We start from the raw sequence: 12,874 nt of genomic DNA on the forward strand, positions 1-12,874 counted from the left end.
AAATCATATTGCCATGGTGTTGGATGTACACGTCTTAATTATAAATGTTTGTGTGGTGGTAAAAAAATCCTGCGTTAAGCAGGCTATAATAATTAAACGTAGTTATAATAATGATTTCATGAATGTTGGCGTTGAATCCCTAGCGTCAAAGATACTTCTGCGCCGCATCTAATATTTCCTGAGAGGTAAGCTCTCGATCTGAAGCCACATAGACCACTTCATGGTCACCTGTTAAAGAGGGAAAGCCTGCTGACATTATCTGAAGGTTTATCACTTCTCCATTAGGATATTCTTCTCGTATTGATGTCACACCTTTAAGCACAGTGATAACTTTACTTGGCTTACCATTAAAAAAAATGATTACTTTTTTCATATATCACCATGTATTTTGAGGGTTTTTAGCCCCTGCAGGTGTTCGAAAGGGTTCTGTTTGTCCATTTTTTTGCCTCTTTCGAAATTAAAACAAGCATTATACTGCCTTAACGTGTACTGTAACGGTCCATTTGAACTGGAGAAGTCTATGTCTGCACGTAAAAACACTCAATTCCGCCGAAATTATTTAGTAAAATGTCCTTGTCCAAACTGCTCAAAAGATTCCGAACATAGTTACAATCGTGTACAAAAGGGTGCTCAATTGGTGTGCCCGTACTGCTGTGCTTTATTCAAATCTTCCCAGCGCTTTTAAAAAAATTAATAAAAAATAAGAGTGATGCTTTTAGAGGCTGCCTAACCTCTTACGCACTTTAATATTTTATAAGCAGTTAGCTTCTGCTTTGAGACTGTTCATGCAGCAGTCCTGCATTTCATCACATCGGTCAGCAAACTTGATGGTAAGTAAATATGCTGGCCTGTTGTAATGATGTGCGTAACCGAACAATTACTTTGCACTGATAAAGTCATTCTGGCTTAAGTAAACCATCTAAAAATCATCTATCGCAAAGTGTTACATTGGCAGCGATTGGACCTTTAGTTCCAGCTATGATAGCGAATTTGACTTTTTGTCCTTCAAACAGAGTATTAAATGTTTCTCCCAGCAGGGAAGAAGTGTGAACAAGAACATCTTTACTTCCATCGAGTGGGGAGATAAAGCCAAACCCCTTATCTTCGTTAAACCACTTAACAAGACCAATGATTTTGGATGACATACAAACTCCATTTGAACATTTCAAACTGACAAGCAAGCTCATGATAAGAAACGTATGCTGGTATATGTATGGACTCAAGAGGAGGAGGTATCAGAGATAACACCTGGTTATGAGAACGGCTTTTGGAAAAGTTAGATTCATCATCGCAACGAATCAGCCATACCATTAAGGCACGGGTTGAATGATAAAGCAAATTTTATTTTAGCCTTCCAGAGGGCCGTTAAAATAGGGTTAGCTATTATGAACTAATCCTGTATAGTCAAATCTGGATTACCATTAGGAAAATATTTGTCTCGTAAAATGACAGGAATTGTCAAAAGTTTTGACTTCAAGAGCGGAAAGGGATTGATTATCCCATCTGATGGTAGAAAAGATGTTTTTTTACATGTTTCGGCATTAAGTAATAGTGAAAGCCAAACGTTAAAACCAGGTGTTCGTGTTGAATTCTATCGGATAAATGGACTTAGTGGTCCGATGGCTGCAAATATATTTCTTTCTTAAAATATGATAATATTGAACCAAAATAAAGTGCGCATCAAAAGTACTGTAGATTATATATCTGTTTGTTCTATCAATTTTCTCCCCTGATTTTTTACATTTCCAACATCACGGGCCACTGCATGCCAGATAAACATCTCAGCTGGCACAGTGCCGTTAGATGCAATCTCTTCAGCTTCTTTTCCGCCTATGTTCTGGCGCATCCATTCACGGGCCGCTTCAGGTGACAAGACCAGTGGCCGGCGGTCGTGAATGTCGACTAAACCTTTATCAGCTGCAGACGTCACGATGAGAAAACCCTCTGCTTCGTCACCACGTTCGAACGGCGTGCTTCCAATCGCCGCCATGAAGATGGGCTGGCCGTCGACCCGATGAATGAAGTAAGGCTGATTCTTGTCTCCTTCCTTTTTCCATTCGAACCAGCCATCAGCAAAGCAGATTGCCCGGCCATGCTGCCATAGAGGTTTAAACATTCTGCTGGTGGCCGCCGTTTCGACGCGCGTATTAATCAGGGGCGCTTTATCCCACCATACCGGGGCATAACCCCAGAATACAGGATCAAGATGTAACTGCTCGTCGCGTTCGCTCAGCAGCAGCACTTTGGTACCAGGCGCCACGTTGTACCGGCCAATAGGTTCCGGATCATACGCAATGTCACGATCGGCTTTATCGGGCAGGTATGCCAGATATTCTTCACGGGTTTGGGCTTGTGCAAAACGTCCACACATAGAAACCTCCAGTCGGATGTCAGACTGAAAGTATAGGGCAGGGAGAAAAATCAGCGCGCTGGTTAAGTCTTACAAACGGATTCGTGGCGGTTATGCTGATCAGGTAGAGAGGGTGTAAAGCGGTGTGTTAAGAAACGGGAAGGAGCTACGTAAAAGCGTGAATTTTGGGGGCAAATTTGGGGGCAAAATCGTGCCGGGGGGCATGATTTGGGGCGATAAAATGCCCATTATTGTCCGATAATGTCTGCCATGAAAGTATTATAAGTTATTGATTAATAGATAAGTTATTGTTTTAGTGATGGTTGTGCTTTTCGGTAAGCAGTTTAACGCTGATTATGTTGTTGTGGGGATAAACATTGAGTAAACCGGGGAAAAGCATCCCCCTTTTCGGGCGAAAAGGGGGAGAGGGGCGTTACTTCAGCTCGTCGACCATGGTGATGGCGCGGCCAATGTAGTTCGCCGGAGTCATCGCCTTCAGGCGCGTTTTCTCTTCTTCCGGCAGCGCCAGACCGTCGATAAACTGCTTCATGCCTTCGGCGTCAACGCGTTTGCCGCGGGTCAGCTCTTTCAGTTTTTCGTACGGTTTTTCGATGCCATAACGACGCATCACGGTCTGAATCGGCTCCGCCAGCACTTCCCAGTTGTGATCCAGCTCGTCCAGCAGACGGTCACGGTTCACTTCCAGCTTGCTCACGCCTTTCAGGGTGGACTGATACGCGATCAGCGCGTAGCCAATGCCTACGCCCAGGTTACGCAGTACGGTGGAGTCGGTCAGGTCGCGCTGCCAGCGGGATACCGGCAGTTTGCTCGCCATATGCTGCAGCACGGCGTTCGCCAGGCCCAGGTTGCCTTCGGAGTTTTCGAAGTCGATTGGGTTTACTTTGTGCGGCATGGTGGAAGAGCCGATTTCACCGGCGATGGTTTTCTGCTTGAAGTGGTTCAGGGCGATGTAGCCCCACACGTCACGATCGAAGTCGATCAGGATGGTGTTGAAGCGCGCGATGCAGTCAAACAGCTCGGCGATATAGTCGTGCGGCTCAATCTGGGTGGTGTACGGGTTCCACTGAATGCCCAGAGAGGTCACGAACTCTTCGCTGAACTGGTGCCAGTCCACTTCCGGGTAAGCGGCGATGTGGGCGTTATAGTTACCGACCGCCCCGTTGATTTTGCCGAGGATCTCAACCTGCTCCAGCTGACGGTACTGGCGTTCCATACGGTAGGCGACGTTCGCCATCTCTTTACCCATCGTGGATGGGGTGGCTGGCTGGCCGTGGGTACGGGAGAGCAGCGGAATGTCGCGGTATTCCACGGACAGCGCTTTTACCGCGTCGATGATTTTACGCCAGTAAGGCAGCACCACCTCTTTGCGCGCGGTGGAGAGCATCAGCGCATGAGACAGGTTGTTGATGTCTTCAGAGGTACAGGCGAAGTGAATGAACTCAGACACGGCGTGCAGCGCAGGGACGCTTTCCACTTTCTCTTTCAGGAAGTACTCAACCGCTTTCACGTCGTGGTTGGTAGTGCGTTCAATGGTTTTAATGCGCGCGGCGTCTTGTTCGCTAAACTCAGCAACGATTTTATCAAGGTAATCGTTTGCCTTTTCGTCAAAAGCAGGAACTTCCTTGATTGCTGCCTGGGCGGCCAGCTTTTGCAGCCAGCGTACTTCAACCTGAACACGGAACTTCAGCAAACCATATTCGCTGAAGATCCCGCGCAGCGCGCTGACTTTATCGCCGTAGCGTCCATCGACAGGGGATACGGCGGTCAGTGAGGATAATTCCATAATTCGCAACTCCGGGAGGTTAACAATGAGCAAGAATTTGTTTTGCCTGAGTGGTCAGGCGATTACGAGAAAACATTAACTGCAGGCGGCCACCGCCAACCTGGTGCCACAGCACAGCGGCGCGGATCCCAGCCAGCAGGGACGCACGCACTTTTGCCTGTACCTGCGGACTTTGCAGCACGGCAGGGGATCCGGTGACCTGAATACGCGGGCCCAGCGGGCTGATGACGTCAACATAAATGCCGGCCATGGCGCTGAGCAGCGTGTCGGACTGCAGATCAAAATGGTCGAGCTGACGCTGTAGCCCGGCAATACGATCGCCCAGGGTGTTGAGCGCGCCTTTTGCTGCACTCAGCTTACGCTCCAGCACCATCAGGCTCAACGTGTAGCGGGTCAGCTCCGCGTTTAATCCCTGACGGCTGCTGGCGTTAAGCACGCCAAGCAGGGTTTCAAGACCGAGACGAAGATTGGTTTCACTGCCGCCGAACACACCCAGGGTCGAGCCGGGGTTGAGATCGATAACGCTGTTGAGTGAAACGTGCAGGGCGTCAGCATCGCAATGACCCTGATGCGCCAGCTGTTGCACCAGACGGGCTGACTGGCAAATTCCCGCCAGTGCCAGGGTGATGTCATAGTAGTTCTTCGCCACACGGTCTCCTTTATGTGTGCAATCGTATTAAACAGCAGGCAGCGGCAGGCGCTGTTCAATGATCCCGCCGCCCAGGCAGATCTCACCGCTGTAGAAGACAGCAGACTGACCCGGGGTGACGGCGGCGACCGGCTCGTCGAAGCGCACGTCAATGCGATCGTCATCAAGCGCGGTAATGGTGCAAGGAATATCGGTCTGGCGGTAGCGGGTTTTCACCGTGCAGCGCAGCGTGCCTTTCAGCGGCTCACGATCGACCCAGTGCAGCTGCTGGGCGATAAGGCCAACGGACATCAGACGCGGATGATCGTGACCCTGGGCAACAACCAGAATATTGTTTTCGACGTCTTTGTCGACAACATACCACGGATCTTCGCTACCTTCTTTGGTCCCGCCGATACCCAGGCCTTTACGCTGGCCGAGCGTGTGGTACATCAGCCCCTGATGCTGGCCAATCTCTTCACCGTCGACGGTGACAATTTTACCCGGCTGTGCGGGCAGGTAACGTCCCAGGAAATCGCGGAATTTGCGCTCGCCGATGAAGCAGATGCCGGTAGAGTCTTTTTTCTTCGCGGTGATCAGGTCCAGCTCTTCGGCGATTTTACGCACCTGCGGCTTTTCCAGCTCGCCGACCGGGAACAGGCTCTGGGTGATTTGCTCGTGGCTCAGCGTATAGAGGAAATAGCTTTGATCTTTATTGCCGTCCAGACCGCGCAGCAGCTGGCTTTTGCCATTCATGTCTGCACGACGCACGTAGTGACCGGTCGCGATGTAGTCTGCGCCCAGATCTTCTGCAGCGAATTCGAGGAAGGCCTTAAATTTGATCTCTTTGTTGCACAGAATATCCGGGTTCGGCGTGCGGCCCGCTTTGTACTCTTCGAGGAACAGTTCAAAAACGTTGTCCCAGTATTCTGCGGCAAAGTTAACGGTGTGCAGTTCAATGCCGAGCTTATCGCATACGGCCTGCGCGTCGGCGAGATCCGCAGCGGCAGTGCAGTATTCCTCGCCATCATCTTCCTCCCAGTTCTTCATGAACAGGCCCTCCACCTTATAGCCCTGTTGCTGTAACAGGTAGGCGGAAACGGAGGAATCGACACCGCCGGACATGCCGACGATCACTTTTTTCTGGCTATTATCTGACATGGAATACTCACGACATTGAACTTCAAGGCGGCGTATTCTATCACGCCCCCCCACCATTGGCACCCTCTGTAAACGGCCAGTTAAATGCGCCGATGACATCCAGCGGTAAGCGGCCAGCAGACTGCCAGCAGCGAATGCTTTCCGCAACCAGCGGCGAGCGCAGGTTTGGCGCGTTCAGGATCTCGTCGGCAGTGACCCACAGACAGCGGTCGATATCGTCATCCTGCGGCTCTGTGGCGCACGTTTCGCTAAGCTCAATGGCAAATAAAAAGCGCAGGAACGGAGTGTGATCGGGCGCGATCCACTGGTGCATACGGATGAAGTGCTGGGGTTCAGCGTGAATGCCGGTCTCTTCCCACAGCTCGCGTTTCGCGGCCTGCAGCAGGGTCTCATTGGCTTCAAGATGCCCGGCAGGCTGGTTCCAGAGCGCTTTGCCGTTAATGCTCTCTTCGACAACAAGGAATTTACCCTTAGCGTGGACCACGCAGGCAACCGTGACATGAGGTTTAAACATAGTGACTCCTTAAGGGGTGACGTCTCGCCATTCGCCGTTTGCCAGCGTTTCCAGCGTGTAGCTGCCCATGGCGTAGCGAATCAGACGCAGGGTAGGGAAGCCGACGTGCGCGGTCATGCGGCGAACCTGGCGGTTGCGGCCTTCATAAAGGGTAATTTTGAGCCAGCTTGTCGGAATGGATTTGCGTTCGCGAATCGGCGGGTTGCGCGGCCACAGCCACTCTGGTTCATTCACGCGTTCAATACCTGCAGGCAGGGTGAGGCCGTCGTTCAGCGTCACGCCGCTGCGTAATTTTTCCAGCGTTTCTTCGTCCGGCTCGCCTTCGACCTGTACGAAGTAAATTTTACCGGTGCGTTTCCCGGGCTGCGTGAGCTTCGCCTGCAAGGCGCCGTCGTTGGTTAAGACCAGCAGGCCTTCGCTGTCGCGGTCCAGACGGCCCGCGGCGTAGACGCCCTGAACAGGTATATAGTCCTTCAGCGTGCTGCGCCCGGCCTCATCGGTAAACTGCGGCAAAACATCGTAGGGTTTATTGAACAAAATAACCCGCTTCGGCTGGGTTTCCTGCGGTCTTCTGGCGGCTTGTCGCGAGCTGAATCGCTCAACCCGGTGTTTTGTAAAAGAAGTTTTCTTCATGGTATTTTCAGGCGTTATCAATTGCCGCATTATAGCCTAATAACGAAGACCTTTCATGGCGCAGGACAATCAGGTACTATCGAAGGGCTCATTACAATTTATTAACATAAGATCAGTAACAACCAGAAGCGCTCGAAGGAGAGGTTAATGGAAAGCAAAGTAGTTGTTCCGGCGGAAGGTAAAAAGATCACCCTGCAAAACGGCAAGATTAACGTTCCTCACAATCCGATTATCCCGTTCATCGAAGGTGACGGTATCGGTGTAGACGTTACCCCGGCAATGCTGAAAGTGGTTGATGCCGCTGTTGAGAAAGCCTACAAAGGCGAGCGTAAAATTTCCTGGATGGAAATTTACACCGGTGAAAAATCTACTCAAGTTTATGGCCAGGACGTCTGGCTGCCAGCAGAAACGCTGGACCTGATCCGCGACTACCGCGTTGCTATTAAAGGCCCACTGACGACGCCAGTTGGCGGCGGTATCCGTTCCCTGAACGTGGCACTGCGTCAGGAGCTGGACCTGTACGTGTGTCTGCGTCCGGTTCGTTACTATCAGGGCACCCCTAGCCCGGTTAAGCACCCTGAACTGACCGATATGGTTATCTTCCGCGAAAACTCAGAAGACATCTACGCGGGTATCGAATGGAAAGCGGACTCTGCTGACGCAGAAAAAGTGATTAAATTCCTGCGCGAAGAGATGGGCGTGAAGAAAATTCGCTTCCCTGAGCATTGCGGTATCGGCATTAAGCCGTGCTCCGAAGAAGGGACCAAGCGTCTGGTGCGTGCAGCTATCGAATATGCAATCACCAACGACCGTGACTCTGTGACCCTGGTTCACAAAGGCAACATCATGAAGTTCACCGAAGGCGCGTTCAAAGACTGGGGTTACCAGTTGGCGAAAGAAGAGTTCGGCGGTGAGCTGATCGACGGCGGCCCATGGCAGAAGATCAAGAACCCGAACACCGGCAAAGAGATCATCATTAAAGATGTGATCGCCGATGCGTTCCTGCAGCAGATCCTGCTGCGTCCTGCAGAATACGACGTGATTGCCTGTATGAACCTGAACGGTGACTACATCTCTGACGCTCTGGCAGCACAGGTTGGCGGTATCGGTATCGCCCCTGGCGCGAACATCGGTGACGAGTGCGCCCTGTTCGAAGCGACCCACGGTACTGCGCCAAAATACGCAGGTCAGGACAAAGTGAACCCAGGCTCTATCATCCTGTCCGCAGAGATGATGCTGCGCCACATGGAATGGTTCGAAGCCGCAGACCTGATCGTTAAAGGTATGGAAGGCGCGATCAACGCGAAAACCGTAACTTACGATTTCGAACGTCTGATGGAAGGCGCTAAGCTGCTGAAATGTTCAGAGTTTGGCGACGCGATTATCGCGAACATGTAATCCAGTTTCTGGGTTAAACAAGAGCGGGGGCCTGAGGGTTCCCGTTTTTTTTGCCTCTGCCTGCGGGAGACAACACGATGCTAGCTACTGTCCTTATCGCTGTCGTTGCACTCATCCATCTCTACATTCTTGTGCTGGAAATGTTCCTGTGGAATACCAAAACAGGGCACAAGGCCTTTAATCTGCGTCCCGACTTTGCGCGCGACACCCGCGTGCTGGCTGCAAATCAGGGGCTGTATAACGGTTTTCTGGCGGCCGGCCTGCTCTGGAGCCTCTGGCTCGGCGAAAAGGGGATTCAGGTGGCTATCTTCTTCCTGGCCTGCGTGTTGATTGCCGGACTTTTTGGCGCGGCCACCGCCAGTCGAAAAATTTTGTATGTACAGGCCGTGCCCGCACTCGCTGCGCTGCTTGCGTTACTTATCTGAAGCAATGCTTTGGTTGAGATAACGCGTCCGATATACTCGTGACGTTACCCTTAAAGGCCAGAGACGAGACTGTTATGAATAACGATATCCCACTGAAATATTATGACATTGCCGAGGAGTATGCGACGGAAGCCGCAGAGCAAGTCGCGGAGTCAGAACTCGACGCGCTGGCACATTATTTCCAGCTGCTGCTCACCCGTTTATCGAATAATGAGGAGATCAGTGAGGAGGCTCAGCAGGAGATGGCCGCTGAGGCCGGGATCCGTGCGGGTCGTATTGATGATATTGCGAATTTCCTTAATCAATGGGGAAATGAATAGTCTGCTTTAAAAACCGTTATGCTGATGCTTTGCGATACAGCTCAGCATCACGCTATCGGACCACATGCATTTTTTCCGCAGAATATGCGAAGCAGGTTTGTCGATAAACAGCACGAAAATCACGGTCAGAAAAAAGAGTACCACTGGAAAAAGTAAGGATAATTTCACGTTTTTAACCAAAATAAGAGTGTGTTTCCGGGGAATCTACCATCTGATTGTGACGACTATATGTTTTTGCGTAAAAAATGGAAACGCCAAATCTAAAAAAAGGTCATGCCAGGCTTCTGGTTACGGTGCAACACCGGTGAGTCGTTTCGCCAGCTCGCTCCGGGTGAGTGCTTTTGAAAAATACCATCCCTGAATCAGCGCATCGGGATATCTGCTCGCAATAAAGCGATACTGAACTTCATTTTCCACGCCCTCGAAAACAAGCGTTTTATTCAACTTCGCGAGGGCATCGCTGAAGATAGCAAAGATGTTTTGCTTATAATGTTCGCTGATGCCATCCACCAGTGACTTATCGATTTTAATCTCATCATATTCAAGCAACGACAGGCGGGCGAGGTTTGAATTTTGCACGCCAAAATCATCTATTGATATTTTAACGCCGAGCGACTTGAGCTCCTGACAGAACCCCTCGAGGATATCTGCCGTGGAAACGGCTTTCTCAGAAAGTTCGACCTTCATCAGAGAAAGGGGAAAGTGATTGGCTAAACACGCTCGACGCAAAATGTTAATGAACTGCCCATCTTCAATTTCCTTCCGCCCAACGTTAATGGAGACGATCAGCTGATGTTTAATCGCCAGCGGGGCAATTTCTGAGAGGGATTTTTCGATAATATTATTATAATATTTTTTATACAGACCGATTTTTTTTATTAATGGGATAAACAGCTCCGGAGAGACGTCCCCATGCTTTTGGTCGCGCCATCGCGACAGAACTTCTACACCCACGATTTTTTGATCGTGAATGCGGATAATAGGCTGGTAGTTAACGCTGATGGTATTGGTCAGGACGGCCTTGATCAGCGTACGTTCCAGAGAAAAACGGTCTTCATAGATACGGAAGATAAATAACGTTATCGCGACCCAGATAAAAAAGAGTATGACCGTGAGAAACGAAAAGATAAACAGGGGTAACGAGGCCAGCCCTGCATCGTGATGCTTCACGATGACGCACAGGTCCCAGAAGGCGCTGCACTGCGTCAGGGTCAGGGTAAACAACGACGAATGCAGCCAGCTCTGCTGTGTTAGCTCAGGGGAGGTCGTAAAAAAGGTTCTGCCGAAGTCTTTGGTGGTGGTACTCAGGGAATAGCTTGCCGTAACCGGGGTGAATTTATCGTAAGCATAGCGAGTGGTGAAGATAATAATATTATTATAAATTGCCGCATTGCCCGTGAAAAAATCTTTTCTGGAAAACTGCGCCAGAAGAAAGCCTCTCGGCGTTTTATGCAGTTCCGCAGGAAGCGCTACGGGCGTTGCAAGTTTACCCCAAAAAGCAGTACAGACTATTTTTCCCTTCTCGATAAAACCAATATCGTCGAAATAATAGTTATTCAGCGTTATTTGTCTGTAACTATCAAGACTGGTTTTATCACATCCCTGCGTAGTAATGCTTTTAAGGGCCAGCGCTATGCTTTGGGACAGGTCTTCCGAATAATGTAATAGGGTAAGGGATATCTCACGCTGTTTGCTCTTCTGCTGCCCCACGATAACAGCATTGACCGCATAAAGAGACAGGATGACCAGGAGCGTTGAAACGATCGCAACGGCAACGAGTTTTTTCATTTTCCAGTTATCCTGTCTGCTCCCTGATTTGACAAATCTTAACACAGCCAGGGCAAGGCACAAGCCTGATAATCACGTCAGGTGATCAAATTCGGGCAGGTGAACTCATACGAAAGTATCAGTTTTTTAAGACAATTCTCAGCTAAGCTATTTTCATTGTTATAAGCAATACCGGGTAAGTACAGGCTCTTCTTCCAGAACATCCATGCTTGTTTTTTCTATTAAGGAAAACATCGTGCGCAACGTGATGATCCCTATTCTGAGTGCCTTGTTTCTTTTTCTGAGCGGTATTCTGATTATTAACTGGCAGCTATGGCAGATGGCGAAGGCTAATAATAGTCATACCGCCATGGCAAGCACCCAGAAAATAGAAAATATCCTGGCGGAAGCAGTCAGTGCGGCCAGCACGGCGAAGCGCGTTGCGGAGCAGGGGTGTACCAGCAGCGGACAGCTGGCGCTGGGGACAGAAGCCGCGCTAAAACCACATCTGCGCGCCATCATGATCCAGCAGCAGGGTAAAATCATCTGTACTTCCCTTCCCGGGAATGGCGTATTGATTGTGCATCCGGAGACGTTACCTGAACATAAATTAATGCTGCTGCCCGGCAATCGACTGGTGAACGGCGTCCCGGTGCTTGTCTTCCAGATGCCCATCGCGGGAGGGCGTGTCACCGTCAGCGTCAGTGATGCACATTTGCAGGACGTCATCGCGAACGCATCAAACGGCGTTGATCTGGGGTTGGTTGTCGGCAATAGCATGCTTGGGCGCAACGGTGATGTCACCGGCTGGAAAGCGGCCTCGTGGACGGGGTTACTTACGGCATCTACACAATTCCCCTTTAGTCTGGCCTGGCAACCGCCTGCCTTTTTTAGCCTGACGCGGCTACTGCAACAGGGATGGAGCCTGATATTACTGATTCTCGTGCTATCGGTGGCGGTGGGCATTTTGATCCGCCGTTACAAGGGGAAAAGCACCTCATTTGAAGACGACTTACGTAAGGCCATTTTGCAGGGGGAGATCGTGCCGTATTACCAGCCGATCGTGAACGGTGATACCGGCGGGCTGTATGGCGTTGAAGTCCTGGCAAGATGGAAGCATCCAAAGTCAGGCTTTATTCCACCGGATGTCTTTATTCCGATTGCCGAACGTAGCGGTTTGATTATTCCGCTAACCAAAGGGTTGATGGCGAAAGTGGTGATGCAGCTTAAGCCGCTTTTGCCTAAGCTCCCGGACGGGTTTCATATCGGGGTGAACATCAGCGCCAGACATATCAATGCGCCATCCTTCATCGGTGACTGTCGCGTCTTCGGGAAGGGGTTCCAGGGTAAAGAAGTCAAACTGGTTCTCGAGGTGACCGAGCGTGAGCCGCTGATCGATAATCCTCACCTGGTGGAAAACCTTAACATGCTGCATAACGCCGGTTTTGTCATTGCACTGGATGATTTTGGTACCGGCTATTCAGGTCTTTCATGCCTTAATGCGCTTGCCATTGATTATATTAAAATTGATAAAAGCTTTGTGAACCGGGTTTCAGATGAAAAAGACTCAACGATCCTGCTGGACTGCGTCATTGACCTGGCGAAAAAACTCTCATTACGCATTGTGGCTGAAGGCGTAGAAACGAAAGCGCAGCTGGAGTATCTCAACCGTAATGAGATTACGCTGTTGCAGGGTTATTATTTTGGTAAGCCCGTCTCCTATATCGATTTTATTAAAGTCATTTTATCTAAGCCCCGGGAGACGGTAAGTTTGTAAAACGAAATTACGACGAGCTTCTGTTGCATGCTTAAGTGCAATTCATTTTCCTCTTATCCTGAGCTTTGTTACAGTGACAAGAGTTGTCAGCCAGGGA

Annotated in this window: 15 protein-coding genes; 6 read left to right on the top strand and 9 right to left on the bottom strand. The window is 50.1% G+C overall.

The annotated features are described in order from the left end of the window. Positions 1 to 145 precede the first annotated feature (145 nt). Positions 146 to 373 (bottom strand): hypothetical protein, encoded by a 228-nt coding sequence (locus AC0TN7_RS20255; protein WP_025910815.1) that lies wholly within the window; start codon positions 371 to 373, stop codon positions 146 to 148. 147 nt (positions 374 to 520) lie between these two features. On the opposite strand from AC0TN7_RS20255, the gene AC0TN7_RS20260 reads away from it, so the two are divergent. After that, positions 521 to 685, top strand: a complete 165-nt coding sequence (locus AC0TN7_RS20260) for a YnfU family zinc-binding protein (RefSeq protein WP_213729873.1) — start codon at positions 521 to 523, stop codon at positions 683 to 685. Between the two features lie 241 nt (positions 686 to 926). Here AC0TN7_RS20260 and AC0TN7_RS20265 read toward each other — a convergent pair whose 3' ends face one another. Beyond that, complete coding sequence (locus tag AC0TN7_RS20265; protein ID WP_042719078.1) at positions 927 to 1,145, bottom strand: cold shock domain-containing protein; 219 nt, start codon at positions 1,143 to 1,145, stop codon at positions 927 to 929. A gap of 288 nt (positions 1,146 to 1,433) precedes the next feature. On the opposite strand from AC0TN7_RS20265, the gene cspF reads away from it, so the two are divergent. Beyond that, entirely contained in the window at positions 1,434 to 1,646 is a 213-nt protein-coding gene (gene cspF / locus AC0TN7_RS20270) for a cold shock-like protein CspF (protein ID WP_072058474.1), read from the top strand. A 50-nt stretch (positions 1,647 to 1,696) separates the two neighbouring features. Here the strand turns inward: cspF and AC0TN7_RS20275 are convergent, their stop codons facing one another. The 6 genes from AC0TN7_RS20275 to rluE form a co-directional block, all read right to left on the bottom strand. Continuing rightward, a complete protein-coding gene (locus AC0TN7_RS20275; protein ID WP_267216665.1) occupies positions 1,697 to 2,371 on the bottom strand; it encodes an SOS response-associated peptidase in 675 nt (224 codons plus the stop codon). 412 nt (positions 2,372 to 2,783) lie between these two features. Next, on the bottom strand, positions 2,784 to 4,154 hold the full coding sequence (gene purB, locus AC0TN7_RS20280) for an adenylosuccinate lyase (RefSeq protein WP_008500757.1): 1,371 nt from the start codon (positions 4,152 to 4,154) through the stop codon (positions 2,784 to 2,786). 19 nt (positions 4,155 to 4,173) lie between these two features. Further along, positions 4,174 to 4,803 carry a high frequency lysogenization protein HflD gene (hflD, locus tag AC0TN7_RS20285; RefSeq protein WP_008500756.1) on the bottom strand — a complete coding sequence of 210 codons (630 nt, stop codon included), beginning with the start codon at positions 4,801 to 4,803 and terminating at the stop codon, positions 4,174 to 4,176. Positions 4,804 to 4,830: 27 nt separating this feature from the next. Beyond that, positions 4,831 to 5,943 (bottom strand): tRNA 2-thiouridine(34) synthase MnmA, encoded by a 1,113-nt coding sequence (gene mnmA / locus AC0TN7_RS20290; RefSeq protein ID WP_473702372.1) that lies wholly within the window; start codon positions 5,941 to 5,943, stop codon positions 4,831 to 4,833. Positions 5,944 to 5,983: 40 nt separating this feature from the next. After that, entirely contained in the window at positions 5,984 to 6,457 is a 474-nt protein-coding gene (locus AC0TN7_RS20295; RefSeq protein WP_473702373.1) for an NUDIX hydrolase, read from the bottom strand. A gap of 9 nt (positions 6,458 to 6,466) precedes the next feature. Beyond that, positions 6,467 to 7,120, bottom strand: a complete 654-nt coding sequence (rluE, locus tag AC0TN7_RS20300) for a 23S rRNA pseudouridine(2457) synthase RluE (protein ID WP_024908592.1) — start codon at positions 7,118 to 7,120, stop codon at positions 6,467 to 6,469. A 117-nt stretch (positions 7,121 to 7,237) separates the two neighbouring features. Between rluE and icd the strand changes: the two genes are divergently transcribed. The 3 genes from icd to AC0TN7_RS20315 all read left to right on the top strand — a co-directional run bounded on the left by icd (position 7,238) and on the right by AC0TN7_RS20315 (position 9,233). Continuing rightward, a complete protein-coding gene (icd, locus tag AC0TN7_RS20305) occupies positions 7,238 to 8,488 on the top strand; it encodes an NADP-dependent isocitrate dehydrogenase (RefSeq protein ID WP_008500752.1) in 1,251 nt (416 codons plus the stop codon). Positions 8,489 to 8,565: 77 nt separating this feature from the next. Continuing rightward, complete coding sequence (locus AC0TN7_RS20310) at positions 8,566 to 8,913, top strand: DUF1304 domain-containing protein (RefSeq protein ID WP_032650890.1); 348 nt, start codon at positions 8,566 to 8,568, stop codon at positions 8,911 to 8,913. Between the two features lie 74 nt (positions 8,914 to 8,987). After that, entirely contained in the window at positions 8,988 to 9,233 is a 246-nt protein-coding gene (locus AC0TN7_RS20315; protein ID WP_024908590.1) for a DUF2543 family protein, read from the top strand. Between the two features lie 288 nt (positions 9,234 to 9,521). On the opposite strand, the gene AC0TN7_RS20320 is transcribed toward AC0TN7_RS20315, so the two are convergent. Continuing rightward, positions 9,522 to 11,021 (bottom strand): EAL domain-containing protein, encoded by a 1,500-nt coding sequence (locus tag AC0TN7_RS20320; protein WP_024908589.1) that lies wholly within the window; start codon positions 11,019 to 11,021, stop codon positions 9,522 to 9,524. Between the two features lie 235 nt (positions 11,022 to 11,256). Here AC0TN7_RS20320 and AC0TN7_RS20325 point away from each other — a divergent pair, with 235 nt between their 5' ends. Continuing rightward, positions 11,257 to 12,777: an EAL domain-containing protein gene (locus tag AC0TN7_RS20325; protein WP_417927228.1), complete on the top strand. Its 1,521-nt coding sequence runs from the start codon at positions 11,257 to 11,259 to the stop codon at positions 12,775 to 12,777. Positions 12,778 to 12,874 lie beyond the last annotated feature (97 nt).

It is taken from the genome of Enterobacter sp. PL_is511 (assembly GCF_055816065.1).

What these genes read in the sequence shown, in the direction of transcription:
- AC0TN7_RS20255 (WP_025910815.1), bottom strand. Translation starts at nt 373, where the DNA reads ATGAAAAAAGTAATCATTTTTTTTAATGGTAAGCCAAGTAAAGTTATC.
- AC0TN7_RS20260 (WP_213729873.1), top strand. Translation starts at nt 521, where the DNA reads ATGTCTGCACGTAAAAACACTCAATTCCGCCGAAATTATTTAGTAAAA.
- AC0TN7_RS20265 (WP_042719078.1), bottom strand. Translation starts at nt 1,145, where the DNA reads ATGTCATCCAAAATCATTGGTCTTGTTAAGTGGTTTAACGAAGATAAG.
- AC0TN7_RS20275 (WP_267216665.1), bottom strand. Translation starts at nt 2,371, where the DNA reads ATGTGTGGACGTTTTGCACAAGCCCAAACCCGTGAAGAATATCTGGCA.
- purB (WP_008500757.1), bottom strand. Translation starts at nt 4,154, where the DNA reads ATGGAATTATCCTCACTGACCGCCGTATCCCCTGTCGATGGACGCTAC.
- mnmA (WP_473702372.1), bottom strand. Translation starts at nt 5,943, where the DNA reads ATGTCAGATAATAGCCAGAAAAAAGTGATCGTCGGCATGTCCGGCGGT.
- AC0TN7_RS20295 (WP_473702373.1), bottom strand. Translation starts at nt 6,457, where the DNA reads ATGTTTAAACCTCATGTCACGGTTGCCTGCGTGGTCCACGCTAAGGGT.
- rluE (WP_024908592.1), bottom strand. Translation starts at nt 7,120, where the DNA reads ATGCGGCAATTGATAACGCCTGAAAATACCATGAAGAAAACTTCTTTT.
- icd (WP_008500752.1), top strand. Translation starts at nt 7,238, where the DNA reads ATGGAAAGCAAAGTAGTTGTTCCGGCGGAAGGTAAAAAGATCACCCTG.
- AC0TN7_RS20310 (WP_032650890.1), top strand. Translation starts at nt 8,566, where the DNA reads ATGCTAGCTACTGTCCTTATCGCTGTCGTTGCACTCATCCATCTCTAC.
- AC0TN7_RS20315 (WP_024908590.1), top strand. Translation starts at nt 8,988, where the DNA reads ATGAATAACGATATCCCACTGAAATATTATGACATTGCCGAGGAGTAT.
- AC0TN7_RS20320 (WP_024908589.1), bottom strand. Translation starts at nt 11,021, where the DNA reads ATGAAAAAACTCGTTGCCGTTGCGATCGTTTCAACGCTCCTGGTCATC.